This window comes from Rosettibacter firmus (genome assembly GCF_036860695.1).
Taxonomy (GTDB): domain Bacteria; phylum Bacteroidota; class Ignavibacteria; order Ignavibacteriales; family Melioribacteraceae; genus Rosettibacter; species Rosettibacter firmus.
In genome coordinates, this window is record NZ_JAYKGJ010000003.1 from 167550 (window position 1) to 194129 (window position 26580).

Below are 26580 nucleotides of genomic sequence, written 5' to 3' on the forward strand. Positions count from 1 at the left end.
TTTAAGTATTTTTCATTTTTTGTTTTACTTGTAAACAATGCTGAGTATGTGGTACTGCCATTAATCTTTCTTTAGGGATTAATGGACAGGTTGGACATAAATTTTGTGGTTCATCAATACATTCAATACATATTCCATAAGTACCATTTTCAATTCTTTGAAGAGCATCATCAAGGTAACCAAGAAATTTATTTTCTCTTTGTGCCCAAAGGTATAATTTTTCTCTTTCCATTGCATCGGTCCCTTGTTCTGCCATATGTAGCGAATAAGGAGAATTTTCATTAACATATTGTCCAGTAGTTGGATCCATCATTTGTTCCTTTAATGCCTGCAATTGTTCAATTATTTCATTTCTTCTTTCAATAATTATTTTTTTAAATTCTTCCAGTTCTTTTTTTGAATATCCTTGAATCTTTCTAACCTGTTTGGTTGGAGAAATCACCTCAACAACTTTTCCTTTATTTGCACGTTTATTTTGATCTGATGCTTTTGCTTTTGTAGCTGTAGATTTCTTTTTTGTTTCTGTTTTTTTCGTCGTTTTCTTAGTTACTTTTGCCTTTGATTCAGGCTTCTTATTTGATTTTTTATCTGATTTTTTTGCCATAACTCCTCCAATGTGTCAATATTTTAATTAATTTTCTTTTCTATAGTTATCTCACATTCATAATCGCCAATTTGCCATTTTTGTTTATAACCTTCCAATTTACCTCGATAACTAATAGACTCTGCTAATACTTCATTAGAAATATAATCAGAAAATTTTTGTATATAGTTTAATAATCTTTCATCTCCTTCTACATCTACCATTATTCTATCAACTACATCAAATCCAGCATCTTTTCTCATATTTTGAACACGATTAACAAATTCGCGTGCATAACCTTCGGCAATTAAGTCTTCGGTTAACTCGGTATCAACTGCTACTGTTACTCCTTCTTCGCTTTCAACAAACCAACCTTCAATTTCGTGACTTACAATTTCTACATCTTCTCTTGTAATTTGAATTGTTTGACCGTCAATTACTAAATCAAGCTTTCCAGTTTTTTCTAATTCAGCTATTGAATTTTTATCAAGTTCCTTAATAGCATTTGTCAATGGTTTAACAAGTTTACCAAATTTTGGTCCTACAACTTTAAAATTTGGTTTTGCAGTTTTATTTACAATCGAAGAATCATCTTCAAGAACAACTAATTCTTTAATATTAACTTCTTCAAGTATTACATCCTGCATTTTCCTGAGAGCATCCTGTTTTGATTTGTCAACAGCAACCATAATTTTTCTTAAAGGTTGTCTTACTTTCAAATTATGCTTTGCTCTAATTGCACGTGTAAGATAAACTACTCGCTGAGCAATATCCATCTTTTCTTCAAGCTCTAATTCGAAATATGATGGCTTCGGAAAATCTGCAAGATGAACAGATTCATAATTTTCTTTTCTGGTAACACGATTTAAGTTCTGATAAATTTCTTCTGCAATAAAAGGAGCAAATGGAGCAGTTAATTTTGAAATTGTAAGTAAGCATTCATAAAGTGTTTGATATGCAGATAATTTATTTTTATTAATTTCAGATTTCCAGAATCTTCTCCTACTTCTTCTCACATACCAGTTTGAAAGCTGATCAATTGTAAAATTAGCAACCTGACGAGCGGCTTTTGTTACATCATAATTATCCATTAATTCTTCATATTCTTTAACAAGAGAGCTAAGTTTTGAAATAATCCATCTATCTATTTCTGGTCGTTCTTCATAAGGAATCAAATCTTCACTGAAATTAAATTTATCAATATTAGCATATAATGCAAAGAATGCATAGGTATTAATAAGAGTACCAAAAAATTTTCTTTGTACTTCAAGAACTCCTTCTTCGTCAAAGAGTGTTGGTTTCCAAGGTGGACTTGTAGTAACAAGATACCATCGTGTAGCATCTGCTCCATACTTTTCAAATAAATCAAATGGATCGACAGTGTTACCACGAGATTTGGACATTTTTTGTCCTTCTTTGTCAAGTATCAATTCATTAACAATAAGATTTTTAAATGTAACACTATCGAATAACATTGTTCCAATTGCGTGAAGAGTATAGAACCAGCCTCTTGTTTGGTCAATTCCTTCGCAAATAAAATCAGCTGGATAATGTTTCTTAAAGACTTCCTGATTTTCAAATGGATAATGAAATTGAGCAAATGGCATTGCTCCGCTATCGAACCAGACATCAATTAATTCAGGTGTGCGTTTATATATTTTACCATTTCTTTCAAACTTAACTTCGTCAACAAAAGGTTTATGAAGATCGATTTCTTCTTCTGGCAAATCCTTAACATAAATTCTCTTACCATCTCTTTCGACAAAGCCTTCTTTAAGTTCTGCAATCGAACCAACAGCAAACATATCTCCATCATCACTAATCCATATTGGAAGTGGTGTTCCCCAATATCTATCTCTTGAAAGTGACCAGTCTTTATTTTCTTCAAGCCAATTACCAAAACGTCCAGAACCTACTTCTGGTGGATACCAGTTAATAGTTTTATTTAATTCAATCATTCTTTGAGCAACTTGAGTTGTACGAATATACCAGCTATCGCGTGCATAATATATCAAAGGATTATCGCATCGCCAGCAATGTGGATAGGAGTGCATATAATCATTAGTTGCTCTGTAGATTAATCCACGTTCTTTTAAGTTACGAATGATATCTGGATCAACACCTTTTTCTTCGTGAGTTTCAAATTGAATTGTTTTAATTAATCTTCCTGCAAAATCAGTTACTTCATCAGTAAATCTTCCACTTTTAGTAACCGGTTGAATAAATGGTAAATCATATTTTTTGGAAACTTCATAGTCGTCTGCACCAAAAGCTGGAGCTATATGAACCACACCTGAACCATCTTCAGTGCTAACAAAATCACCAGCGACAATATACCAGGCTCGTTTATTGACAGGTATATAATTGAATAATGGTTCATATTCTCTATTTAATAATGCACTACCTTTCATTTCTTCTAAGATTGTGTAATCCTCTCTAATAACAGAAAGTCTTGCTTTTGCAAGATACATTACTCCATGTTGTTCGGTTTTTATTTTTACATAATCGATATCTGGACCAACAGCAAGAGCAACATTTGAAATCAATGTCCATGGTGTAGTTGTCCACACAAGAATTGAAGCATCTTCATCTTTGAGTTTGAATTTCACATAAACATTTGGATCTTGAACATCTTTATAACCTAATGCTAATTCATGTGATGAGAGCGGGGTTTCGCAGTGTGGACATTGTGGAACAATTTTAAATCCTTTATAAATCAAGCCCTTCTTAAAATATTCAGCAAGTGCCCACCATACAGATTCAATATATTCATTTGTACATGTTATATAAGGATTATCCAGATCAATCCAGTAGCCCATTCTTTCTGTTAGAGTACGCCAGCCTTCTTTCATTTCAATATGATAATATACCAGTTCTTTAGCTTTTTTATTAAAAGCTGCTACTCCATACTTTTCTATATCAGATTTTTGTGTAAATCCAAGTTCTTTTTCTAATGCAATTTCAATAGGCAAACCATGAGTATCCCAGCCTGCTTTTCGTTCAACACGATATCCCTTCATTGTTTTATAACGACAGACAAGATCTTTAAGTGTTCTTGCCATAACATGATGAATTCCCGGTTTACCATTTACGGTAGGAGGACCTTCATAAAAAGTAAAGTTTTTATTTTCATCTCTTGTAGAAATACTTTTTTCAAAAATTTTATTTTCCTTCCAGAATTTCAGGATTTGTTCTTCGATTTCAGGGAAATTGATTTTTTCTCCAAATTGCTTAAACATCTTTCTCTCTAAATTTATTTATAAATTATTCTTCTTCTGATTCATATTTTTTAATTAATTCTTTTTCTGCTGCAATAAATTCTTTAAGTTGATTTTCAATATATTTTTTCTTTTCGAGTATATCATCAGCTGCTTTTTGGGCATCAAAAAGTATTTTATCTGCTTTAATTCTTGCTTCTTCTACAATTAATTGTGCTTCACGTTGGGCAGATGTCATTATTCTTTTAATTTCATCTAACTTCTTTTTTCCTGTATCACCTTCCTTTTGTAGTATCAGTAATTCACAAACCACCATACCAAAAAGTCCCATTGCTCCAAGTGTAATATTCCTGAGAATATACAAAATCATATTCTCTACAAGCAGGTTGTTTAAGCCAAAATATTCACTGAACAAAGAAATTAGAATCACAGTGATAAATGCGGATGAAACAATCACTGCAAAAATTACTTTACCACCGTGATTATATCCAAGAGTTTTATTAATAAGCCAACCACAGGCAAAACTAAAAATTGAAAGAACAAACCAGACAGCAAAATTTTGATATCCAGCTTGAAATATATCTGTGCTTAAAAAATTAGATGCAAAAATAATTAAAGCAAGTAATACGGCGGTAGCATAATAGATAGTTTTTTTTTCTTTCATAATCTCTTAATTACCTCTTTCATTATCAATGTCATTTTAGGTTCAGCTTCATTTGCGACTGCAAGTATATCTTCCAGTTTTACTGGCTTTAAGGCTTCGGGGAAACATTCATCTGTAATTATACTAATTCCCAATACTTTCATTCCCATGTGGTTTGCAACAATATTTTCTGGAACAGTAGACATACCAACTACATCGGCACCAATTGCTCTCAGGAATCTATATTCTGCTTTTGTTTCCAGATTTGGACCCGGGACAGCAACATATACACCTTTCTGAACTTTAATTTTATTTTCAAGTGCAACTTCTTCTGCTAATTTAATTAATTCTAAATTATAAGGTTCGCTCATATCCGGGAAACGTGGACCAAGTTCATCTTCATTTTTTCCAATTAATGGATTATCTCCAAGTAAATTTATATGATCTACCATAAGCATTATGTCACCACGACGAAATAGTGGATTCATTCCTCCACAAGCATTTGACACAATTAAAGTTTTTACTCCCAGAAATTTCATAACACGCACTGGATATGTAATTTGTTGCATCGAGTAACCTTCATAATAATGAAATCTTCCCTGCATAGCAACTACATCTTTACCTGAAATTTTTCCAAAAATTAATTTACCATGATGAGATTCTACTGTCGAAATAGGGAAATGCGGGAGTTCGGCATAATCGATTTGATGCTCAATGTCGATTTCTTTTACAAGGCCTCCGAGACCTGTCCCCAGTATAATTCCAATTTCATAATTTTTTGTAGTTCTTTTTCGTATTACTTCGAGAGTTTCATTAATCATATTGATTAATTGACTCATAGTAATTTCTCCAAAATATCATTTACATTTATTTCTGTTTGTTCTTCTTTGGAATCTGAAGATATTTCTTTTTGTTTTGGTTCATAAACTGCAGAAGAACTCACTTCGAGCAAATTAGCTTGAGTTTCAATCATTGCTTTTATTTTAGCAACAAGTAATTTTTTTTCTTCCCGCAATTTTAATACAGAATCTCTTATTGAATTAGCACTTTCTTTTGCTTTCTCAATTATTTGATTAGCTTTAATCTCTGCTTCTTTAATCATCAGTGCAGTTTGTTTTTTAGCAGAATCGATCGCTTTAGTTGTAGATTCAGTTGCACTTAAAAGAGCATTCTGTAAATTTTTTTCAATCCTTTTAAATTCTTTTAATTGTTCTTCTTTTTCTTCAATCTCTTTTAATAATTTTTCATTCTCTTGTTGCAAGCGTTCAAATTCATCTGCAAGTCTTTCAAGAAAAGCTTTAACCTCGTCGCGATCGTAACCACGGACGGATTTATTAAATTCTTGATTTTTTATTCCAAACGGGGTGAATTTCATTTTAAACCCCTAATTATTTTTTCTTTGACCAAATATTGCTGTTCCAATTCTAAGCATTGTCGAGCCTTCTTCAATTGCAATTTCAAAATCATTTGTCATGCCCATTGAAAGCTCGGTAAGATTAAAGCCAGAATTGTTCATTTTCTCTTTCAGTTTTCTTAACTGAACAAAAGACTTTCTTATTAATTCAGCATCATCTGTAAATGGAGCCATGGTCATTAATCCAATTAAATTAAGATTAGATGAATCTTTACAGTATTCTGCTAATTTAAAAATTTCTTCTTCATCAGATAAGCCATGTTTAGTTGCTTCGTTTGAAGTCTTAATTTCAAGTAAGATATCCTGTTTTTTCCCTATTTGTAATGCTTTTTTATTTATTTCTTCTGCTAATTTTATTGAGTCAACAGAGTGAATAACTTTTGCTGATTTTATAACATATTTTACTTTATTTGTTTGCAAATGTCCAATAAAATGCCAGTTTACATTATCATGCAAAATCTCTGCTTTATCTCGCAATTCCTGAGCTTTATTTTCTCCTAAATCTTTTAATCCAGTATCGATCACCTGTTTAATAATTTCAATGGGCTGGGTTTTTGTAACTGCAATTAAAGTTATTTCAGTTCTTCTTCTCCCAGCCAGTTCACATTTCTTTGATATTTGTTCTTCGAGTCTTTTAAGGTTATCAACTATCATTTAAAATTATCAAAAATCAATTACAAATTTAAGAATAAAAAAGTATTTGTTTTGATAGTAAATGTCAATGGATATATTTTGGTTATAAAATAAAAAAGGGGCATAAAGCCCCTTTTGGTATCTGAACAAATTTTAATTAACTACAACCTGTTGTAGCTCCACAAGTCATACATTTCAGGCATGTTCCATTTCTAACCATAGTCATGCTCTGGCATTCTGGACAAATATCGCCAGTGTAACCTCTTTCTCTTGCTTTCAGTACAAGATCGTTTGAAGTAATCATTTTAAATCGTTGATTCACAATTTTGTTTTCATCGGGCTTATCAAGTTCAATCATTCTTTCACTTACAATTTCTTCACCTTCAACATCACCTTCAATAAGAGAACGATATTCACCACTACTTGAATTACTTTTACTTGTTACTTCTTCTTCGTCAACATGAGCAAGATCATTTCTACCGAGATAAGTTACTGCAAGCTCTCTAAAGATATAATCAATAACAGAGGTTGCCATTTTAATTCTCTTGTGACCTGTTACAATTCCACTTGGTTCAAATCGAGTAAATACAAATGCATCAACGAATTCTTCGAGAGGAACGCCATGTTGTAAACCCAGAGAAATTGCAATTGCAAAACAGTTTAATAAACTTCTAAAAGCAGCTCCTTCTTTGTGCATATCAATAAAAATTTCGCCAAGCTGGCCATTTTCATATTCACCAGTTCTAAGATAAACTGATTGACCATTTATTTTAACTTTTTGAGTATAACCTGTTCTTCTATCAGGTAATCTTCTTCTTTTTGCTATATAACGGTGAATAATTCTTTCTGCTACTTTTACAATATCATTTTCTTCTTTCTTTTCAAGAATTTCTTCTACTTCTTCTTCGGTTAATGTATTAAGAGGTTGAGATAATTTTGAACCATCACGATAAAGTGCATTAGCTTTACAACCAAGTTTCCATGAAAGCATATATGCATTTTTTATATCATCAATATCAGCAGAATTTGGTAAGTTAATAGTTTTAGAAATTGCACCAGAAATAAAAGGTTGAGCAGCAGCCATCATATAAATATGTGCTTCATAACTAATAAACCGTGTTCCTTTTTTACCGCATTTATTAGCGCAATCAAAAACAGGATAGTGTTCATGTTTTAAGAAAGGTGCGCCTTCAATAGTCATTGTTCCACATACATAATCATTAGCAACAGCAATTTCTTCTTTTGTAAAGCCCAGTTCAGTTAGAAGGTCAAAGCCAAAGTCATTTATCTGTTCGTCTGTAAATCCTAATTTTTCTTTTAAGAACTTCTCACCAATGACATATTTATTAAAAGCAAAACTAAGATCGAATACTGTAGGAAGTGTAGATTCAATTTTTGCTAAGATTTCATCTGTAAATCCTTTTGCTTTAAGTGATTCATGATTTATGTAAGGACATCCTACAAGAGTACCAGCTCCTTTAGCATATTTTACAATTTCACGGATTTGATCTTCGTTATATCCTAATTTTTTAAGTGCAGGTGGAATTGATTGATTAATTATTTTAAAATAACCACCACCAGCTAATTTTTTGAATTTAACTAAAGCATAATCTGGTTCAATTCCAGTTGTATCACAATCCATAACAAGACCAATTGTGCCTGTAGGTGCAATAGCTGTAACCTGAGCATTTCTAAATCCATATTTTTCACCAAGTTCTAAAGCCAAATCTGCATCTTCTCTTGCTGCTTGAAGTAAATCCGAAGGACAATATTCAGGATTAATTCCCATTGGATAAATAGATAAGCCTTCATATTCTTTATTAGGAACATTATAAGCAGCGCGTCGATGATTTCTAATAACACGAAGCATTGGTTCTTTGTTTTCTTCATAGCGTGGGAATGGTCCTAATTCTTTTGCCATTTCTGCTGAAGTTGCATATGCATGCATATGCATAATTGCAGTTAATGCACCACAGATTGCAAATGCTTCTTTACTATCATATGGAATTCCCTGACGCATCAGTAACGATCCTAAATTTGAATATCCTAAACCAAGGGTTCTATAATCATAACTATTCTTCGCGATTTCTTTGCTTGGATATTGAGCCATAAGAACACTTATTTCAAGAACTATAGTCCATAATCTTACTGCATGTCGATATGCTTTTATATCAAAGATACCTTTTTCATCATCATAAAACTTAACTAGATTTAAAGATGCTAAATTACAAGCAGTATCATCTAAAAACATATATTCGCTGCATGGATTAGAAGCACGAATCCTACCACTATTGGGACATGTATGCCATTCATTGATTGTAGTATCAAACTGAAGTCCAGGATCTGCACATGACCAGGCAGCATATGCAATTTGATCCCATAAATCTTTTGCTTTTAGTACTTTTGATGGTTTTGGTTCTCTCCCTTCTTCTAATGCTTTTTTCTTTTCAGTTCTCCAATATAGTTTCCATTCACCATCATTTAAGACAGCATTCATAAATTCATTACTTACTCGAACAGAATTATTTGAATTTTGTCCGGATACTGTTGCATATGCTTCTGAATTCCAATCTGTATCATAAATTGGAAATTCAATAGATCTAAAACCAAGTTTTGCAAGTTTTATAACTCTATCAATATAATTCTCCGGTACATGAGCTTTACGTGCTTCAATTACTGCTTTTCTTAATTTCAGATTAGTCTTTTTATTAAATCTATCATTTTCAGGATGTTCTTCATAACAGGCTTTCATTATATTATTAAGATGATAGTTGCATATTTTAGAACCGGCGACCAATGCTGCAACTTTTTGTTCTTCAATTACTTTCCAGTTAATAAATTCTTCAATATCAGGATGATCAATATCAAGTGTAACCATTTTAGCAGCACGACGCGTAGTTCCACCAGATTTAATTGCACCAGCAGATCTATCACCAATTTTTAAGAATGACATTAAACCAGAAGACTTACCACCACCACTTAGTGGTTCATTTGCACCTCTAATATCGGAGAAGTTTGTACCTGTCCCCGAACCATATTTAAATAATCTTGCTTCACGAACCCATAAATCCATTATTCCACCTTCGTTCACAAGATCATCTTTAATAGATTGTATAAAGCAAGCATGTGGTTGTGGATGTGTATAAGCATCTTCAGATTTTTTTAATTCACCAGTTTGAAAATCAACATAATAATGACCTTGAGCTGGACCATTAATACCATATGCCCAGTTCAATCCTGTGTTAAACCATTGAGGAGAGTTTGGGGCTGCATATTGTTTGGCAAGCATATACATTAATTCATCATAGAAAGCTTTAGCATCTTCTTCGGTATCAAAATATTTTGCTTTCCATCCCCAGTAAGTCCATGTTCCAGCCATACGATGAAATACCTGGCGTGCATCTGTTTCAGATGTATATCTATCTTTTTCAGGAAGTTCTTCTAATTTACTATCTGCAACTGAAGGTTGCAGCCATTTAGGAACCCCTTCTTCTTTTACCTTTTTGAGTAATTTAGGCACGCCAGCTTTTCTAAAATATTTTTGCGCTATTATGTCTGTCGCAACCTGCGACCACTCTTTAGGGACGACTACTTCGTCCATCCTAAAAACTATAGATCCATCAGGATTCTTTATTTCTGATGTTCTTTTTACAAATTCAATTGATTCTAATGGATCTTTACCGGCTGTTGTAAAGAGACGATTAATTTTCATCTACAACTCCAATCTTTTATTTATTGTCTGCTTTATGCAGATATGAAAAAGAATTTTCCCATTAATGAAGTGTGGTACAACTTAAAAAAATTTTATCATTGAAGCAATTGCTTATAAATTTTTTCTTATAATTATTCAATTGTTTTATTAAATAAAATATAATAAAAAGAAGTTTTATAAAAAGATTGATTTTTAAAAATTATTTTTTACTAACAATATTTTTTGAATTAAGTTTTACTTTTTATAAAGTAATAATAATTTTAGATAAAATTAATTCATAATTTTAATTTTTTTATCAAAAGTAATTCTTGCTTTATTATTCTTTACTATTGATAAACATACTTAAAAAATAAAATAAGATAAATAATAAATTAGCCCACTAATAATTGAGCCTGCAAGTGTAAAACTCACATATAAAAAGAATACTTTTTTATTAGCAAGATTCCATACAGCAGCCATAGCGGGTATTGTTGTTGTAGGACCAGAAACAAGAAAAGCCAGAGCAGCTGCTGGACTCATACCTTGAATTAATAGACCTCCTACCAAACCTAAAGCAGCCATATTATTTGTGTAAATTGGGACACCCAATAATGCTGCATTTATAATTGATAAAAATTGATTTTCCTTCAACAACAATTTTATCAACTCAGATGGTACATACAATACTATTAATGCTTCAAGCAAATAAGCTAATACCATAAATTTTAAAACCATAATTGTAGCACTGTAAGCTTCTATACCCAATTTATTTAAGAATTTTTTTATGTCTAAATTTTTTTTACTACTACCCGAAAAGTATGTTACACAATCATTTTTTAAATCTCCGCAGCAATTCGATTCATATTTTGTACTTAATGCATTACTATCTTTTTCTGATTTATTGCAGCAGGTTACTTCCAAACTATTATAATTTGCTATAATTCTTACTTCAGATGAGTCATCAGAACATTTACAATCGTTATTGCCTATATTCGACAATAAATTATTTGCTTCAAATTTTGTATTGAAGTTACTCATGTTACCTTTAAATGATAAAGGCTTTGTTATCAAATTTTTACCATAAGAATAAATTTCTTTAATTATTTCTTTTATCGTTGTAAGATTACTTCTACTATTATAAAATCGAGCTTTTAAAGTATCTTCATTTTTAAGAAAGTTTTTCTTTATTAAATAATGGGTGATAAAACCCGCTAAAAGGCTCATCATAAATGTTGATGCCAATCTCCATATTGCTAAATTCCAGCCAAGTGTTGAAACACTTAAAAAAAATATTTCTGGATCCATTGAGGGTGAAGCAAGCCAGAAAGACATAACAGGAGCCAGAGGAACTCCGCTAATCAACAAAGATGCTATTATCGGTATTACCGAACACGAACAAAATGGACTGAATGCACCAACTAATGTTGCCAAAATGATTGAGATCGACGACCGTTTCTCAAATACTTTATTTATATATTTTGATGTACCTGTCATTCGTATTGAAACAGCTAATGGAATTGTAATAAGTAAATAAGGCCAAATTCTAACTATGTGTTCAATTATAAAATTGATAATTTTAAAAAATTCATTAATCATTGTAGAATCTCCTAATAATTTAGAATTCACAATCTATAGACGGAGATTTACTTTGAGGGATGCAAATTTTTTTGTTAGAATTTAGGACGGAGATGACAACAACAACACTTAATTTCGTGATAGTCTATAATCGTTCCATACTTATCAAAATTAAAATGGCAGCATTGCATTAAAAGTTCTTTTAAAATTTTTCTGCCTCTTTGAACACGAGATTTAGCATTAGCTAAAGAGATCCCAAGTTTTTCTGCTATTTGTTTTTGAGTTAATCCTTTATATTCTTTTAAAATAATTGCTTGTTTATAAATATCCGGTAATTGCTCAATAAACTCTTTCAAACCTTTTGCTATCTTCGTGTGAGGATTTTCTTCAATATATTTTAATATTGAATCTTCATTAACTTTATTATCATCCTCTTTTAAACTTATAGCTTCTACTTTTTTAGATCTATAAACATCAATTATAGTATTTCTAGCTATCTGATATACCCAACTTTCTAATCTTTCTGAATCTCTGAGTGTTCCAATATTATTATGAATTTTGATAAATACTTCATGAAGTATATCATCAATATCAAACCCATTACCAACTCTTTTACTAATAAACAATCTAAGCTTTTTGCTAAATCTTTTGTAAAGTTCTTCTGTAGACATTTCAATCAATTATATTAATCTATAATTGAGAAATAAACTTACCACAATTTTCTTGAAACCTGAGTATCCAATTATATAAATATTTAGGTTTATTTAAAAGTTTTATAATTCTATCTTGCTTTTCAAAAATTTTCTGAATACTTCAATTTTATTTATTGAGTAACTTTTCTATTTCATTTGTTAATTCTTTGCTTTCCGGATCAACTTTACTTCTGAACCTCGATATGATATTCCCTTCTTTATCGATCAAAAACTTTTCAAAATTCCATTTAACTTCTCCCTTTTCAACATTATCGCTGTTAGTAAGTCTTTTATATAACTCTGATTTATCGTTACCAAGTATTTTAATTTTATCAAATAATTTGAATGTTACATTATAATTTGTTGAACAAAATTCTTTTATTTCTTCATTAGTTCCCGGTTCTTGATTACCAAAATCATTACATGGAAATGCAAGTATTTCAAAACCTTTATCCCTATATTTTTCATAAATTTTTTGTAACCCTTCATATTGAGGAGTAAAACCACATTTACTTGCAACATTTACAATTAAAAGTACTTTGCCTTTAAATTCAGAAAGACTTACTTCTTTACCATCAATATCTTTAACAACAATATCATAAATAGAATTTTTCATTTTTTTATCCTCAGCAGAAATTTTTTCTGTTAATTGAATTATAAACAAAAAGTAAATTAAATAGCAAAAAAATCTTTTCATATTACTCCACTTTTACACTAAAACCTGATTTCATTCAGGAAAGTTCATTAAAAATTTCTATTGCTTCGGAAAATAAAAAGTAATTTTCACCTTATATTTTTCATTTTATTCTTAAATATATTATGCGATTCAATTATAAGATAAAAGACAGAAATAAGTGTGAGCAATACAGATGATGATATTAATAAATATAGATTATTATTCTTATATCTATCTATCAACCACAATATTTTATTAGCAAATTCTTTTGATAATAACTCGGTACTAAATGTTGATAATTCTTTCCCTGCAATACCAATCATTATTAAACACAAAGTAATTAATAAAATAATCAGTAAAGATATTGCAGATATCATAAAATTCTTTGTACTCTGTTTTATCTTATGAGTTTTAAGATTGATTAAGTACATTATTTTTTCTGTAATGTTCTCTGGAGCATTATATACTTCCATCTTTCTTAATACATCATCAACAAAACGAAGTGCTTCCAATTTTTTACGAATAAGCTCATCTGTTTTTAATCTTTCATTTAGTTCATTTATTTGCTCTGAGTTTAAGGTATTATCAATATATTCATTTAATAATTCATCTATTTTATCATTCATAAAATTTCCTCCTGATAATTATGCTTAAGTAATAAATCCCTAAGTGCATTTCTTGCTCTATGAAGTAACACTTTTGTATTTACAATTGAAGTATCTAAAACCTTACTAATTTCGCTAATCGATAGTTCATCTACATAAAATAATATAAGAACCAGAGCACTACGAACTGGTAATTTATCAATCATCTTAAGAATATATTCACGTGGATTTTCAGTAACAGAATAAATTTCGTTATCATAAATAGCAAGATCAACCGATTCATCAATGGATGTCATTTCCTGTTCAATTTTTCTTTTCTTTGAACTCAATTTTGTAATTGCTGTGTTGTATACAATTTTATATAGCCATGTTGAAAACTGGGATTCATATCTAAATGTATGAAGTGAGTTATAAACTTTTAAAAAGCTATCCTGAAGTGCCTCTTCAGCATCCATTTCATTTTTTAATAACCTTTTAAGAAGGTTAAATGCTTTATCTTTATATCTGTTAATAAGTATAGAAAAATCAGCAACATTTCCCTTCTTAATTGATTCTATAATTTCTATGTCACTTAACTTTATCATCACAAACTTTAGACTTATAATCTAACTTAATGGTTACATACACATATTATAAATATTATCTCCAAATAATTTTATATTACATTATAAGTTATAATTAAACCTAAGAAATTACTAATAAATGTTCTACAATTATTGTAACCATAAAAGGTAATAATAAGTCAAAAAGGATAGAGAAAATAATTTTAAGGAGAATAACATGGGAGAAGGACTTATTGCTTTATTTATACCAATCGTTGCCATAACAGTAACAGGCATTGTATTGGTTAGCTACTTTTACTTCCATTCTAAAGAAAAGCAATTAATGATAGAAAAAGGACTTTCATTCGAACAAATGATAGAAATACTAAGATCACGAAAAGATCCTTATGGACTTTTAAAGGTAGGTATTATTATCCTTTTCTTTGGAATTGGTTTAGGTACAGGAATTCTTATTCGAAGATTTACAGGGATTGACGAATTTGTCCCGCTTTTTATTTTTGCTATGTTTGGATTAGGATTTATAGTCGCTCATTTCGCATCGCAAAAGTTAGCTAATAAAGAAAAAAGGGAATAAAAAAAATAGAACACAGATAACACAGATTAGACTTGGTTACCACAAGATCTAAGGCGGTGATAATCTTGTCTAATCAGTGTTATCGGTATGCAAAAATTTATTATGCTAATTCATGTTCTTCGAGCCAGTGTTGTGCATCTAAAGCAGCCATGCAACCAGTACCAGCAGCAGTAATTGCCTGTCTATATTTTTTATCGGCAACATCACCTGCAGCAAATACTCCTTCCACACTTGTCCTGGTTGTTCCTGGTTGAACTATTATATAACCAGTCTCATCCATCTCAAGTTGTCCCTTAAATAAAGAAGTATTTGGTTGGTGACCAATAGCCAGAAAAATACCATCTGCCTGAACTTCCCAAGTTGAATTATCTTTAGTACTCTGGAGTATTGCACCTGTAACAAATTTTCTTCCATTTTCTTCTTTACCAAGAATTTCTTTGATAACAGCATTTGTAATAAATTTGATTTTGGGATTTTTCTTAGCTCTTTCAAGCATAATTTTAGAAGCTCTAAATTCATCTCTTCTATGAACAATAGTTACTTCTGAAGCAAACTTGGTAAGATAAGTTGCTTCTTCCATTGCAGTATCGCCGCCACCAACAACAAGAACTTTTAAGTTTTTAAAGAAAAAGCCATCACAAGTTGCACATGCAGATACTCCATAACCCATATATTTTTTCTCGCTTTCAAGACCCAAGAATTTTGCAGAAGCACCGGTAGCTATTATGACAGCATTTGCAGTATGAATTTCGTTATCCGCTTTTAATGTGAATGGTCGTTTAGAAAAATCTACTTCAGTTACACTTTTAAAGTAGCATTTAGCTCCAAACTTACAAGCCTGTTTTCTCATAATCTCCATTAATTCGGGTCCCTGAATTCCATTTTCAAAACCGGGATAATTTTCTACTTCTGTTGTAATTGTTAATTGTCCACCAGGTTGTAAACCTTCAAATACAACAGGATTCAAATTTGCGCGGGCTGTATAAATAGCTGCAGTTAATCCTGCTGGACCTGATCCAATTATAACTACTTTATGATGATTTTCATTCATAATATTAACTCCGCAATTTACATTAAAGATGAAATTAATTTACGGTTAGATGATTATTCAATCAAATCGATTCGTTTTAGGAAATTAAAAATTTTGCATTTCTTTTTAATCCATTAAGTTTGGCTCTACTTATTGGACTTGACTGAAATTTTACCTTAAACTCTTCTTCAGTCATTTCTAATATCTCATCAATTTTTAATTCTTTATTTTCAACTGAATTAAATTCGTGATTTTTATTTGGCTTAGAAAATTTTTTATTCCAGGGACATACTTCCTGACAAATATCGCAACCAAAAATCCAGTTATCGAATTTACCTTTAAAATTCTCTGGGATTTCGTTTTTGTTTTCTATAGTTAAAAATGAAATACATTTATTTGCATCAACAACATATTCTTCAACAATTGCATCAGTAGGACAAGCATCAATACATGCTCTACATGTACCGCAATAATCTGTTATAGGTTCATTATAATCAAATTCGTAATTAGTTATCATTTCTGCTAGAAATATCCAGCTACCAATTTCTCTTGTTATAACATTTGTATGTTTCCCCATCCAGCCAATACCTGCTTTTACTGCCCACACTTTATCCATAACTGGACCAGTATCGACATACGATTTAGAAATAAATTCTGGGTCAATATCTTTCAATTCATCTTCAAGCAGTTCTAATTTTTCCCAGATAATTAAATGATAATCTTTTCCCCATGCATAACGAGATATTTTTCCAAAACCATTTTTATTAATATGCTGATCTTTTTTATAATAGTTTATTGCCAGCGATATTACACTCTTTGCTTCGGGTAAAATATTTCTAACATCAAATCTTTTCTCAATATTTTTTTTCATGTAATCCATACTTGCATGATATCCATTCTCGAGCCATTGTTTTAATCTTTCTGTTTCTTTATTTAATTGTTCAACTTTTGCAAAACCAATCATATCAAAACCAAGTTCCTTTGCTTTTGCTATAACTATTTCATTTGTTAATCTTGCCATGTTTTAAATAAATTAATTGTTTACCTAACCATTAAAATAATATGATAAAGAGCTAAACTCTAATCATCAGATTTCAGATATAAGTGATCATCAAAAACAAATTTAATTGTATCGTTCTGTTAATATTAATTACCATATGAAATTTTTTTCTCTTACTTTCACATAAACATAATCATCATCAATTTTAACATCATAAACTTCTAAACCTTTCCTGCCCTTTGCAAGATTACCAGTTTGCAAATCAAATTCCCAACCATGAACTGGACATATAACCTTACCATCTTCAATAATTCCTTCGTGCATTAAGTGAGTTTTTTGATGTGGACATATATTACTCAGAGCATAAACTTTTCCATCAACTTTAAATAAGGCAATCTCAATATCTTTAACAAAAAATTGCTTACCTGTTTTTTCTTTTAAATCAGAATACTTACAAACTTTTATAAACTCGTTTTCCATAAAATTTAATTATAGTTCGGATAAACTCAAAAATTTTTCTTTTACCGAAAAACCTTTTTCGTTTTTTGTTATGGTTGCAGCAACAGTGAATGGATCATGCTCAAAAAATATTAACCATTCTTCATCGCAGGCTTTTTTTAAAATTTCTTTTTTTTCTTTTATGGTGACTAATGGCTGTAAATCATAACCTGTTATATATGGAATTGGTATATGAGAAGTGAAAGGGAACAAATCACCAGCAAATAAGAGTGTTTTTGAAGAATCAGAAATTTTTATTAATTGTTGAGAAAAGGTATGTCCATCAGAAATTAAGATTTGTATTTCATCATCAAAATTGTTTTCACCATCAATAAAATTAATCATTCCGTTTTCATATAAAGGAAGAAATCTATTAGTTACAAAACTTGCTTTGTCTTTTTCAGAAGGATTTAATGCCCAATCAAAATGTTTTTTCTGTACATAATATTTAGCATTGGGAAATGCAGGCATCCATTTTTCATTTTCAAGTATTGTTGAACCACCAGTATGATCAAAATGAAGATGTGTAAAAATTACATCTGTTATTTCTTCTGTTTTTATACCATTTGTTTGCAAAGATTTTATTAAATCAAATTCAGAATAATCTACATTATAAATTCTCATGAATTTTTCGTCCCAATTATTGCCAAGTCCAGTATCTATCAAAATTTTTTTGTTATTGCTTTTCAATAAAAGACACCTGGCATGGAGTGTAACCCTATTAAATTCATCTGGTTGATTAGAATTCTGCCATAACATTTTAGGTACAACGCCAAACATTGCACCACCATCCAATGCAAACTTACAGGTTTCTATTGGTATTAAATCGTATTTGCCAATTTTCATTTTTTATTTTTATGTTTAATTAAGAGTATTTTATGTACAAATAAATTTAATAAAAATACAGGAATTACTATGATTCACAAAAAACTAATAAACAACTTTCTAATATGTAAAATTTTAGTCTATTTTATTATTACATTTTCATTTCTAAGTTGTAGTTTAATTCAAAAGACAATTAACAACAATACAACAGAAATTAAGGTAATGACGTTCAACATTCGTTATGGAAGTGCAGATGATGGTGAAAATAGCTGGCAATACAGAAAAAATATTTTATTTGATGTTATACGTGATTACAATGCAGATATAATTGGAATGCAAGAAGTATTAAAATTCCAACTGGATGAATTATTAATTGAATTACAAAATTACAATTATGTAGGTGTAGGAAGAGATGATGGAAAAACTTCAGGTGAATATTCACCAATATTATTTTCGAAAGAAAGATTTATAGTAGACACAACAGAAACATTTTGGTTTTCTAACACTCCTAAAATTCCTGGTTCAAAAAGCTGGGGAAATAATATAACCAGAATCTGTACCTGGGCAAAATTATTTGATAAATTTTCTCGCAGAAATATTTATGTGTTTAATCTCCATCTTGATCATCAATCAAAAGAATCAAGAATCAAAAGTGCAAATGCAGTAATTGAAAAAATTAAAGAGTTGAAAATTACTCAACCAGTTATTCTTACAGGTGATTTCAACTGCGGAGAAGACGAAGAAACAATTAGAACAATTTTAAATTCTGGATTTATTGATTCTTATAGATATTTGCATACCAAAACAGCTAACGAAGGAACATTTAATGGTTTTAAAGGAGATGACACAGGTGAGAAAATTGATTTCATTTTTGTAACAAATAATTTCGAGATTCTCAATTCAAAAATTATTAAAACAAACATCAATGGAAGATATCCATCTGATCATTTCCCAGTAACAGCAATAATAAAATATTCAGAATAATAGATCACTAAAGCTAAATGCAGTAATTAAAAATTCAGTTTTATCTCAAATGTTTTTTAGTTCTTAAAAAGATAAAAAATCAGGTTTAAATTAAGATAGGTAATAAAATTAGAATTAAATAAGGCTCGATTACTCGAGCCTTTTATATTAAAGTTTATCTTCCAATACTATCGAGATATTCCTTCTTTTTTAATAAAGTTTCTTTATCTTCAACATGATTTGGATCAGGAACACAACAATCGACTGGACAAACAGCAGCACATTGTGGTTCATCATGGAAGCCTACGCATTCAGTACATTTATCGGGAACAATATAAAAACGATCTGCAGAAAAAAATCCTGTTGCACCAGATGGAGCTGGATCATTTTCTCCATAAGTTTTATCACCCAGTTTCCATTCAGCACCACCTTCATAAATTGCAGTATTTGGGCATTCTGGTTCGCAAGCACCACAATTGATGCATTCATCGGTTATCATTATAGCCATAATTTGTTCTCCTTGATTTATGAAAAATTTATTAGTTAACTACCTATAATTCCAAGGGAATGTAAAGAACTAAAGGCAGGAAGTCTTCGTTTAATGTAATATAACGAAGTAAGCCTGTCTACCATTAAAAATCATTAAACAAAATAAATCCATCGAAATTATAATAAAAGCCTCTTATAACTTCAAGAATAATTATGAAAAAATTACCAGCTACCACTTGCACCTCCGCCGCCAAAAGACCCACCCCCACCACTAAAACCACCAAAACCGCCACCACTGAATCCACCACCACCCCAGCCTCTACTTCTACCTCCACCCATTGATCCAATAATTAACCATGGTAATATACCACCGCTTCTTCTTCCACCACGAGATAGCAACAAAAATAATAATATCATTATTATATAAATAAATGGAAATTTAATATCGTCTTCTTCTTTATCTTTTTTGTCTCCTTTATATTCACCTTTAGTGGCAGAAATTATTGCATCTATACCTGCTTCTATTCCATGGAAATAATCACCTCTTTTAAAATATGGACGCACTTCATTTCTGAGAATTGAACTAGCAAGAGCATCGGGAAGTGCACCTTCGAGACCATATCCTACTTCTATTCTCATCTTTCTATCATCTTTTACAACCAAAAAAAGAACTCCATTATTATTTTTTGCAGTACCAATTTTATTCCGAGAAGCAACTTCATAAGCATACATTTCTATTGGATATCCATTTAGAGTTGAAATCATTAAAAAAACAATTTGATTTGATGTAGAATCGTCAAAGCTTTTTAACTTATTATTCAATAAAGAGATTTCGGATGTTTTCAAAGTAGCTGTATAATCATTAGCATAATTTTTAAGGATCGGGAATTCAACCTGAGCATTTAATGATAAAGTATAAAATAAAAAAATCAATACAAAATTTTTCATGATTAACTCATTAGAACTGAACTTTTGGAGCTTGAGAAGCTTCTGCAGTAGCTCTGAAATATTGTTTTTCTTTAAAGCCAGTCATATTTGCAATTATTGCCGCAGGGAATCTTTTAATCTGAGTATTATAATCCTGAACAACCTGATTAAATTTCATTCGTTCAACAGAAATTCTATTTTCTGTTCCTTCAAGTTGAGCTTGAAGCTGTAAGAAATTTTCATTTGCTTTAAGCTGTGGATAATTTTCTGCTACCACAAGTAAACGAGAAATGGCATTGCTTAATCCATCCTGTGCCTGTTGAAATTTCTGAAATGCATTTGGATCACTTAGTTGATCTGCAGTAATTCGTACTTGTCCTACTTTAGCACGAGCTTCAGTTACAGCTATATAGGTCTCTTTTTCAAAGTTAGCAACACCCTTTACAGTTTCTACAAGATTAGGAATTAAATCATATCTTCTTTGATATTGATTTTCTACCTGACTCCAGGCTTGATTTACACTTTCGTTCAAAGATACCAATCTATTATAAACTCCAACTCCCCAGCTAATTGTTAATAAAATTATAATTACAAAAAATGCTACTATACCAAGTGTAATAATTAAACCCTTTTTCATTTTACCTCCATATATTAATGGAAAGATCAGTTTGTAAGACTTCTCATTGGTGCTGGAATTCTTCCACCACGATGTATAAAACCTGAGCTATTTAATAATCTAACATTCATAACAGGAGCTTTACCAAGTAAACCACCATAATTAACAAAATCACCAACTTTTTTACCGTAAGCAGGAATAATTCGTACTGCAGTTGTTTTATCATTAATAACACCAATTGCTGCTTCGTCTGCAATAATACCTGCGATAGTAGAAGCAGGAGTATCTCCAGGAATTGCAATCATATCAAGACCAACAGAACAGACTGCAGTCATTGCTTCTAATTTTTCAATAGATAAATTTCCAGCCATTACAGCACGTATCATTCCTATATCTTCACTTACAGGAATAAAAGCACCACTTAAACCACCAACTGAAGAACTAGCCATCAATCCTGCTTTTTTAACTGAATCATTCAACATTGCAAGTGCAGCAGTAGTTCCTGGAGCACCTACATCTTCTAATCCCATTGCTTTCAATATATCAGCAATACTATCTCCTTCAGATGGTGTGGGTGCAAGTGAAATATCAACAATTCCAAAAGGAACACCATTTTTTTCCGCTACTTTTCTTCCAATTAATTCGCCTGCACGAGTAATTTTAAAAACTGTTTTTTTAATTATTTCAGAAAGTTGTTGCAAATCTACTTTTCCTGCTTCTCGAATTGCATCGAGTACAACACCTGGTCCACTTATCCCAACATTCAATGTAACTTCAGGTTCAGAAACTCCATGAAAAGCTCCTGCAACAAATGGATTATCTTCTACTGCATTTGCAAAGACTACAAGTTTTGCACAACCAATTGAATCATCTTCCTTAGTCAACTCTGCTGTTTGTTTTATAACTTCTGCCATCATGATGATTGCATCCATATTAATACCTGCTTTTGTAGATGCAACATTTACACTTGAACAAACTCTTCTGGTTTGTGAAAGTGCATATGGAATAGATTTAATAAGTTCTCTTTCACCATTTGTCATCCCTTTCTGAACCAATGCTGAATATCCTGCTATATAATCTATACCTATTTCTTCAGCAACTGAATCGAGAACTTTCGCAATTTCAATAAATTCTTCTGTTGTGCATGAATCGAATGGAATTGAGATGGGAGTAACAGAAATTCTTTTATTTGCAATGGAAATTCCAAATTGTGATTCTATCTCTTTTGCATTTTTTACATGATTTTTACCGTAACGAAAAATTTTATCATAAATTTTTTGTTTCGTAATCTCAATATTGCGATCATAACAATCTCTTAAACTTATTCCCATTGTAACAGTACGAATATCAAAATGCTCAATTTCGGTCATTCGTATAGTTTCTAATATTTCTTCAAAATCATATTGCATTTTATTTAGCTCGCTTCCCGTTTAATTATTAAATTACTTTTTATTCAATAATTTTAATGGAATAATCTTTTCTGGAAAAATACAACTTCTGGATGATAAGTCCGCACAGAATTTTTAAGAATATATTTATATTCTGTGCATATATCTAAAGACATCTTCATGCTGGAGATATATTTTTATTTTTAATTGGTCAGCAACTTTTGCCATTTCGTTTTGAATTTCTTTTAAATCCTTATTTGATGTTGAAATATCAATTATCATTATCATCGTAAAAAAATCACCCATGATTCTTTGACTTAAGTCCTGAATATCACAATTAGACTCTGCTAAGGCTTTTGTAACAGCTGCTACAATACCTGGCTTATTCAAACCAAAAGATGTTAAAATTACTCTTCCCGAAGAAACTTCACCGCTTTTTAATTTCAAATCATAATCTGACATTAATTCAATTTTCTTTTGAACAGCTTCTTTTATTTCAGAAGGTGTAGCATCTTTACCAAGTTCATTAATTGTTTCAAGGGTAATTTTTCTTATTTCTTCTTCCGTTAATTTCATGGTTTATCGCCTTTATATTCATACTGAAGATAATTTAGAACTTTATTAGAAATTGAAACATTTTTTTCAATGGCAAACTTTTCTGCATTTTGAATATTACCCCTATAAAATCTTAACCATAATAAACCACCGATTACAATTCCATCGAAAATTCTATCTTGTGAAAATGCTTTTGCAGTTAATAAGCCAAATAATATATTATAACCAAAGGACATAATGCCAGATAAATAATTTCCTGTATAAATTTGTCCTGCACCAGGTACAATATAAGAAAATACCTTTGCAAAAGTAACCGAATATTTTTCTTTTATTACTTTATCTGAAATTTTTGCTAATTCATGACCAGGTTGAAACTTTTCAAAATAATATTTTGCTCTTTCCCAATCATCACGAAAAATATATGCCCACCCACGCCAGTAGTTAAGAGAATCAAGTTTTTCATAATATTCATTCGAGTTTTCCATTTCATATAAAATTTGTAGTGCCCTTTCAGTGGTTCGGCGTAATAAGTTCGATTTAATTATTTCTATTTTGGCTTGGTACTTATCATCAGGATTTTTCGCAATTATATCAGCCATCGAAAAATATTTTATTGCATCATCAAATTTTCCACCTGCTTTATAGCACTTACCTATATTAAAATTACAAATAAATGCATAGGTTTTTGTGGTATCAAAAAACATAAGTCTTTTGTATTCAGTAATTGCATCAAAATATTGTTCAGCTTTAAATAATGAATCTGCAAATTTCTTTTGTATTGATAAATCCTGTGCAAATATTGTTAGAATATTCAAACTCACATATAGTAAAAAAATTCTTTTCATTGATTATCTCTCAATAAAATCAAAATGAGGCAAGAAGTAATTTCTTTGCTTAAAATAATTATTCATTTCATTAATAAAACTACTTTTGACTTTTGCATTATAAACTTTAGCTGCAGCAACCGAGCCATAAATATTTCCAGCATAAGTTAAAGCTGATAATCCTGCAAATAACCAGCCCCTAAATTGATGGTCATTATTAAAATTATTAACAGATAATATAGTCAGTAATCCTGTTGCTATGAACGCAGTTACTCCATCTCCAGTTTCCCCCAAGTAAATTTTACCCAGTCCAGGTAGAAATGCAGATAATATTCCTGCTGTTGTTTTACTTTTATATGGAGGATATTTTTTTAATAAATAGAATTTTTTAATAAATGTATAATTAGAATCATCAAAAGCAGAGAAAAACTTTGATGAATCTGGAAGAGGTGACTTATCAAACAAATAAGAAATAAATTTCAATCTATTAATGTATTTTGAAAATTTTTCGCTTTGATATATTTCTTTTTCAGCTATTTCTCTAAAATGAGCTAAATTATTGTTAGAGAGATTCAGGAGAAAATTTGCTCTATAAAAATTGAGTTTTGCTTCTTCTTCAAGTGTCGAATTGAAAAATAGGCTCTTAAAATTTTCTCCGCTTTCTTCAAATCTTTCAATTCTTAAAAGACATTCTGCATACTTAAACCGCACTGTATCATTATCATAAACTTTTAAATATTCTTTATATTCTTCCAGTGCTCTCAAATAATCTTTTTCGATAAAAAGTTGATTGGCAAATTTTAAACGATTCTCAGGTGAATTGAAAAAATTATTTAATCTCTGTCCATTGTTTATATCAAAACAAATGAGAAAGAAAAAAATTATATAGCTTATTTTTTTAAGAAAAAACAATAACATTTTAATTTATCAATGTGGGATTGGATGTGTAATTATTGATTAATTTAACTAAAAATAGTTTGTAACTGGATCATATAATTTCCCATTCATTAGTTTTGGATAACCATTAATTCTCTTAAATAAATTTAATTCTCTTGTGAATCTATCTACAAAAATCAGTGTCCCTTGCAAAATATCAGTCTTTCTAACAGCTTCAATAAAAAATTCTGAACATGAAGGATTAAATGGACAATTATCTCCATCCAGATCAGATATAAAAAAATTATAAATAGCTTTTGAAAAAGTTAACGCATCCTTCTCATTTTTTTGTGATGAATTGCTTTCATTATGGATTTTATAAGAAACAACTACCTTATCCCACTTAATCCAGTCAGATTGTGCTTTGCATAGTGTAATGGTAAATAAAAAAACACATAAAAAATATTTCATATATTTTTCTGTTATTTGAAAATTGATATAACAAAATAACAAAAAGAAACATATGGTTAAATAATTAATAAATTCATCTACTTACTTTAGTAATCAAATTTTTATGCACACTTTTTTACCTTCCCATTTTTTATATTTGAAACTATGATAAAAAAGAATAATAAAATACAGTTAAAAGATTTATCCTTATTAGAACTGAGAGATTTTTTTATCTCGATAGGAGAACCAAAATACCGAGCCGAACAGCTTTTTAACTGGTTATATAATCACATAGTTTTTGATGGAAATGAGATTAAAAATTTTCCAAAAGCCCTAAGAGAGAAAATTAATGAAGAGTGTGAATTAAAAACACTTGAACTTGTAAATCGACAAACATCTTCGATAACGAACACACAGAAATTTCTTTTTTCAACTAAAGACAATAAAAAAATCGAATCGGTTTTAATACCAGATAAAGATAGAAATACATTATGCATATCAACTCAGGTTGGTTGTCCTCTTGATTGCAAGTTTTGTGCTACTGGCGTAATGGGATTTAAACGAAATCTTACATCAGGTGAAATTGTAGATCAATATTTATTAACTGCAAAAGAAATCGGGAAAGAAAAAATTACAAATATTGTTTTCATGGGAATGGGCGAACCACTTTTAAATTTTGAAAATACAATAAGAGCTGTAGAGATCTTTACACATGAATTAACTAAAGGTTTAAGCCGAAAGAAAATTACTGTTTCAACCGCAGGTATTCCACACAAAATTATTGAACTTGCAGATAGAAATCTTAGAATAAAACTTGCCTTTTCACTTCATTCAGCATTCGAGGATATCAGAAGTAAAATTATGCCGATTAACAAAAAATATTCTCTTAAAGAAAATCTTGATGCCCTTAAATACTATGCTAAAAAAACTAAAACAAGAATTACATTTGAATATGTTATGTTAAAAGATATAAACGATAGACCAGATGACATCAAAGCATTAAAAAAATTGTGTTCTCAACTTCCATCCAAAATAAATGTAATTCCCTTCAATAGTATTAAACATATAAATCCCACAGGAATTTCTGCAGAACTTGATTCTACTCCTTACAATAAAATCAAGGATTTTGTAGAACATTTGAGAAAAGAAAACTTAACTGTTTTTATTAGAGATACTCAGGGCGACGACATCGCAGCTGCATGCGGGCAATTAGCAATTAAACATAATTCATAATTAAATTCAATAAAAATTGGATTGATATTCATAAAGTTA

Annotated in this window: 27 protein-coding genes; 3 read left to right on the plus strand and 24 right to left on the minus strand. The window is 30.3% G+C overall.

Annotation, left to right across the window (positions count from 1 at the left end; genetic code table 11):
- Window position 1: 1 nt before the first annotated feature.
- The 12 genes from VJY38_RS11090 to VJY38_RS11145 all read right to left on the minus strand — a co-directional run bounded on the left by VJY38_RS11090 (window position 2) and on the right by VJY38_RS11145 (window position 14314).
- Window positions 2-604 (minus strand): TraR/DksA family transcriptional regulator, encoded by a 603-nt coding sequence (locus VJY38_RS11090; RefSeq protein ID WP_353680774.1) that lies wholly within the window; start codon window positions 602-604, stop codon window positions 2-4.
- 23 nt (window positions 605-627) lie between these two features.
- The gene (gene ileS, locus VJY38_RS11095) at window positions 628-3822 is read right to left on the minus strand and encodes an isoleucine--tRNA ligase (RefSeq protein ID WP_353680775.1); all 3195 of its coding nucleotides are present in this window, start codon (window positions 3820-3822) and stop codon (window positions 628-630) included.
- Between the two features lie 25 nt (window positions 3823-3847).
- Window positions 3848-4465 carry a hypothetical protein gene (locus VJY38_RS11100; RefSeq protein WP_353680776.1) on the minus strand — a complete coding sequence of 206 codons (618 nt, stop codon included), beginning with the start codon at window positions 4463-4465 and terminating at the stop codon, window positions 3848-3850.
- Window positions 4462-5283, minus strand: a complete 822-nt coding sequence (locus VJY38_RS11105; RefSeq protein WP_353680777.1) for a purine-nucleoside phosphorylase — start codon at window positions 5281-5283, stop codon at window positions 4462-4464. The genes VJY38_RS11100 and VJY38_RS11105 overlap by 4 nt, the downstream gene beginning before the upstream one ends.
- Window positions 5280-5819, minus strand: a complete 540-nt coding sequence (locus VJY38_RS11110; protein ID WP_353680778.1) for a DivIVA domain-containing protein — start codon at window positions 5817-5819, stop codon at window positions 5280-5282. The genes VJY38_RS11105 and VJY38_RS11110 overlap by 4 nt, the downstream gene beginning before the upstream one ends.
- A gap of 9 nt (window positions 5820-5828) precedes the next feature.
- Window positions 5829-6512, minus strand: coding sequence for a YggS family pyridoxal phosphate-dependent enzyme (locus VJY38_RS11115; RefSeq protein ID WP_353680779.1), 684 nt, complete (start codon window positions 6510-6512; stop codon window positions 5829-5831).
- A 136-nt stretch (window positions 6513-6648) separates the two neighbouring features.
- Complete coding sequence (locus VJY38_RS11120; RefSeq protein ID WP_353680780.1) at window positions 6649-10203, minus strand: vitamin B12-dependent ribonucleotide reductase; 3555 nt, start codon at window positions 10201-10203, stop codon at window positions 6649-6651.
- 342 nt (window positions 10204-10545) lie between these two features.
- Window positions 10546-11778: a permease gene (locus tag VJY38_RS11125; protein WP_353680781.1), complete on the minus strand. Its 1233-nt coding sequence runs from the start codon at window positions 11776-11778 to the stop codon at window positions 10546-10548.
- 74 nt (window positions 11779-11852) lie between these two features.
- Window positions 11853-12428 carry an RNA polymerase sigma factor SigZ gene (gene sigZ, locus VJY38_RS11130; RefSeq protein ID WP_353680782.1) on the minus strand — a complete coding sequence of 192 codons (576 nt, stop codon included), beginning with the start codon at window positions 12426-12428 and terminating at the stop codon, window positions 11853-11855.
- A 148-nt stretch (window positions 12429-12576) separates the two neighbouring features.
- Window positions 12577-13146, minus strand: a complete 570-nt coding sequence (locus VJY38_RS11135) for a glutathione peroxidase (protein WP_353680783.1) — start codon at window positions 13144-13146, stop codon at window positions 12577-12579.
- An 86-nt stretch (window positions 13147-13232) separates the two neighbouring features.
- Entirely contained in the window at window positions 13233-13751 is a 519-nt protein-coding gene (locus tag VJY38_RS11140) for an anti-sigma factor family protein (RefSeq protein WP_353680784.1), read from the minus strand.
- Window positions 13748-14314: an RNA polymerase sigma factor gene (locus tag VJY38_RS11145; protein WP_353680785.1), complete on the minus strand. Its 567-nt coding sequence runs from the start codon at window positions 14312-14314 to the stop codon at window positions 13748-13750. Before VJY38_RS11145 ends, VJY38_RS11140 begins: the two co-directional genes overlap by 4 nt.
- Before the next feature lie 196 nt (window positions 14315-14510).
- Here VJY38_RS11145 and VJY38_RS11150 point away from each other — a divergent pair, with 196 nt between their 5' ends.
- On the plus strand, window positions 14511-14867 hold the full coding sequence (locus VJY38_RS11150) for a DUF6249 domain-containing protein (protein WP_353680786.1): 357 nt from the start codon (window positions 14511-14513) through the stop codon (window positions 14865-14867).
- Between the two features lie 100 nt (window positions 14868-14967).
- Here VJY38_RS11150 and trxB read toward each other — a convergent pair whose 3' ends face one another.
- The 4 genes from trxB to VJY38_RS11170 form a co-directional block, all read right to left on the minus strand.
- The gene (trxB, locus tag VJY38_RS11155) at window positions 14968-15918 is read right to left on the minus strand and encodes a thioredoxin-disulfide reductase (RefSeq protein ID WP_353680787.1); all 951 of its coding nucleotides are present in this window, start codon (window positions 15916-15918) and stop codon (window positions 14968-14970) included.
- Between the two features lie 76 nt (window positions 15919-15994).
- Complete coding sequence (gene queG, locus VJY38_RS11160; protein ID WP_353680788.1) at window positions 15995-16918, minus strand: tRNA epoxyqueuosine(34) reductase QueG; 924 nt, start codon at window positions 16916-16918, stop codon at window positions 15995-15997.
- 129 nt (window positions 16919-17047) lie between these two features.
- A complete protein-coding gene (nirD, locus tag VJY38_RS11165; protein WP_353680789.1) occupies window positions 17048-17377 on the minus strand; it encodes a nitrite reductase small subunit NirD in 330 nt (109 codons plus the stop codon).
- 9 nt (window positions 17378-17386) lie between these two features.
- Window positions 17387-18241 (minus strand): MBL fold metallo-hydrolase, encoded by an 855-nt coding sequence (locus tag VJY38_RS11170; RefSeq protein WP_353680790.1) that lies wholly within the window; start codon window positions 18239-18241, stop codon window positions 17387-17389.
- 201 nt (window positions 18242-18442) lie between these two features.
- Between VJY38_RS11170 and VJY38_RS11175 the strand changes: the two genes are divergently transcribed.
- Window positions 18443-19204 carry an endonuclease/exonuclease/phosphatase family protein gene (locus VJY38_RS11175; protein WP_353680791.1) on the plus strand — a complete coding sequence of 254 codons (762 nt, stop codon included), beginning with the start codon at window positions 18443-18445 and terminating at the stop codon, window positions 19202-19204.
- 154 nt (window positions 19205-19358) lie between these two features.
- Here VJY38_RS11175 and VJY38_RS11180 read toward each other — a convergent pair whose 3' ends face one another.
- The 8 genes from VJY38_RS11180 to yidD all read right to left on the minus strand — a co-directional run bounded on the left by VJY38_RS11180 (window position 19359) and on the right by yidD (window position 25329).
- Complete coding sequence (locus tag VJY38_RS11180) at window positions 19359-19691, minus strand: 4Fe-4S dicluster domain-containing protein (RefSeq protein WP_353680792.1); 333 nt, start codon at window positions 19689-19691, stop codon at window positions 19359-19361.
- Window positions 19692-19894: 203 nt separating this feature from the next.
- Window positions 19895-20620 (minus strand): TPM domain-containing protein, encoded by a 726-nt coding sequence (locus VJY38_RS11185; RefSeq protein WP_353680793.1) that lies wholly within the window; start codon window positions 20618-20620, stop codon window positions 19895-19897.
- Window positions 20621-20630: 10 nt separating this feature from the next.
- Window positions 20631-21236, minus strand: coding sequence for a LemA family protein (locus tag VJY38_RS11190; RefSeq protein WP_353680794.1), 606 nt, complete (start codon window positions 21234-21236; stop codon window positions 20631-20633).
- Window positions 21237-21262: 26 nt separating this feature from the next.
- Window positions 21263-22624: a PFL family protein gene (locus tag VJY38_RS11195; protein ID WP_353680795.1), complete on the minus strand. Its 1362-nt coding sequence runs from the start codon at window positions 22622-22624 to the stop codon at window positions 21263-21265.
- A gap of 126 nt (window positions 22625-22750) precedes the next feature.
- Window positions 22751-23179: an ACT domain-containing protein gene (locus VJY38_RS11200; RefSeq protein ID WP_353680796.1), complete on the minus strand. Its 429-nt coding sequence runs from the start codon at window positions 23177-23179 to the stop codon at window positions 22751-22753.
- A complete protein-coding gene (locus VJY38_RS11205) occupies window positions 23176-24003 on the minus strand; it encodes a tetratricopeptide repeat protein (RefSeq protein WP_353680797.1) in 828 nt (275 codons plus the stop codon). The genes VJY38_RS11200 and VJY38_RS11205 overlap by 4 nt, the downstream gene beginning before the upstream one ends.
- A gap of 3 nt (window positions 24004-24006) precedes the next feature.
- Window positions 24007-24900, minus strand: a complete 894-nt coding sequence (locus VJY38_RS11210; protein ID WP_353680798.1) for a hypothetical protein — start codon at window positions 24898-24900, stop codon at window positions 24007-24009.
- A 48-nt stretch (window positions 24901-24948) separates the two neighbouring features.
- Window positions 24949-25329, minus strand: coding sequence for a membrane protein insertion efficiency factor YidD (gene yidD / locus VJY38_RS11215; RefSeq protein WP_353680799.1), 381 nt, complete (start codon window positions 25327-25329; stop codon window positions 24949-24951).
- A 144-nt stretch (window positions 25330-25473) separates the two neighbouring features.
- On the opposite strand from yidD, the gene rlmN reads away from it, so the two are divergent.
- Window positions 25474-26541: a dual-specificity RNA methyltransferase RlmN gene (rlmN, locus tag VJY38_RS11220; RefSeq protein ID WP_353680800.1), complete on the plus strand. Its 1068-nt coding sequence runs from the start codon at window positions 25474-25476 to the stop codon at window positions 26539-26541.
- The last annotated feature ends 39 nt before the right edge of the window (window positions 26542-26580 follow it).

Excerpts from the sequence above, each read along its gene's own strand:
- VJY38_RS11090 (WP_353680774.1), bottom strand. The coding sequence starts at position 604 with ATGGCAAAAAAATCAGATAAAAAATCAAATAAGAAGCCTGAATCAAAG.
- ileS (WP_353680775.1), bottom strand. The coding sequence starts at position 3,822 with ATGTTTAAGCAATTTGGAGAAAAAATCAATTTCCCTGAAATCGAAGAA.
- VJY38_RS11100 (WP_353680776.1), bottom strand. The coding sequence starts at position 4,465 with ATGAAAGAAAAAAAAACTATCTATTATGCTACCGCCGTATTACTTGCT.
- VJY38_RS11105 (WP_353680777.1), bottom strand. The coding sequence starts at position 5,283 with ATGAGTCAATTAATCAATATGATTAATGAAACTCTCGAAGTAATACGA.
- VJY38_RS11110 (WP_353680778.1), bottom strand. The coding sequence starts at position 5,819 with ATGAAATTCACCCCGTTTGGAATAAAAAATCAAGAATTTAATAAATCC.
- VJY38_RS11115 (WP_353680779.1), bottom strand. The coding sequence starts at position 6,512 with ATGATAGTTGATAACCTTAAAAGACTCGAAGAACAAATATCAAAGAAA.
- VJY38_RS11120 (WP_353680780.1), bottom strand. The coding sequence starts at position 10,203 with ATGAAAATTAATCGTCTCTTTACAACAGCCGGTAAAGATCCATTAGAA.
- VJY38_RS11125 (WP_353680781.1), bottom strand. The coding sequence starts at position 11,778 with ATGATTAATGAATTTTTTAAAATTATCAATTTTATAATTGAACACATA.
- sigZ (WP_353680782.1), bottom strand. The coding sequence starts at position 12,428 with ATGTCTACAGAAGAACTTTACAAAAGATTTAGCAAAAAGCTTAGATTG.
- VJY38_RS11135 (WP_353680783.1), bottom strand. The coding sequence starts at position 13,146 with ATGAAAAGATTTTTTTGCTATTTAATTTACTTTTTGTTTATAATTCAA.
- VJY38_RS11140 (WP_353680784.1), bottom strand. The coding sequence starts at position 13,751 with ATGAATGATAAAATAGATGAATTATTAAATGAATATATTGATAATACC.
- VJY38_RS11145 (WP_353680785.1), bottom strand. The coding sequence starts at position 14,314 with ATGATAAAGTTAAGTGACATAGAAATTATAGAATCAATTAAGAAGGGA.
- VJY38_RS11150 (WP_353680786.1), top strand. The coding sequence starts at position 14,511 with ATGGGAGAAGGACTTATTGCTTTATTTATACCAATCGTTGCCATAACA.
- trxB (WP_353680787.1), bottom strand. The coding sequence starts at position 15,918 with ATGAATGAAAATCATCATAAAGTAGTTATAATTGGATCAGGTCCAGCA.
- queG (WP_353680788.1), bottom strand. The coding sequence starts at position 16,918 with ATGGCAAGATTAACAAATGAAATAGTTATAGCAAAAGCAAAGGAACTT.
- nirD (WP_353680789.1), bottom strand. The coding sequence starts at position 17,377 with ATGGAAAACGAGTTTATAAAAGTTTGTAAGTATTCTGATTTAAAAGAA.
- VJY38_RS11170 (WP_353680790.1), bottom strand. The coding sequence starts at position 18,241 with ATGAAAATTGGCAAATACGATTTAATACCAATAGAAACCTGTAAGTTT.
- VJY38_RS11175 (WP_353680791.1), top strand. The coding sequence starts at position 18,443 with ATGACGTTCAACATTCGTTATGGAAGTGCAGATGATGGTGAAAATAGC.
- VJY38_RS11180 (WP_353680792.1), bottom strand. The coding sequence starts at position 19,691 with ATGGCTATAATGATAACCGATGAATGCATCAATTGTGGTGCTTGCGAA.
- VJY38_RS11185 (WP_353680793.1), bottom strand. The coding sequence starts at position 20,620 with ATGAAAAATTTTGTATTGATTTTTTTATTTTATACTTTATCATTAAAT.
- VJY38_RS11190 (WP_353680794.1), bottom strand. The coding sequence starts at position 21,236 with ATGAAAAAGGGTTTAATTATTACACTTGGTATAGTAGCATTTTTTGTA.
- VJY38_RS11195 (WP_353680795.1), bottom strand. The coding sequence starts at position 22,624 with ATGCAATATGATTTTGAAGAAATATTAGAAACTATACGAATGACCGAA.
- VJY38_RS11200 (WP_353680796.1), bottom strand. The coding sequence starts at position 23,179 with ATGAAATTAACGGAAGAAGAAATAAGAAAAATTACCCTTGAAACAATT.
- VJY38_RS11205 (WP_353680797.1), bottom strand. The coding sequence starts at position 24,003 with ATGAAAAGAATTTTTTTACTATATGTGAGTTTGAATATTCTAACAATA.
- VJY38_RS11210 (WP_353680798.1), bottom strand. The coding sequence starts at position 24,900 with ATGTTATTGTTTTTTCTTAAAAAAATAAGCTATATAATTTTTTTCTTT.
- yidD (WP_353680799.1), bottom strand. The coding sequence starts at position 25,329 with ATGAAATATTTTTTATGTGTTTTTTTATTTACCATTACACTATGCAAA.
- rlmN (WP_353680800.1), top strand. The coding sequence starts at position 25,474 with ATGATAAAAAAGAATAATAAAATACAGTTAAAAGATTTATCCTTATTA.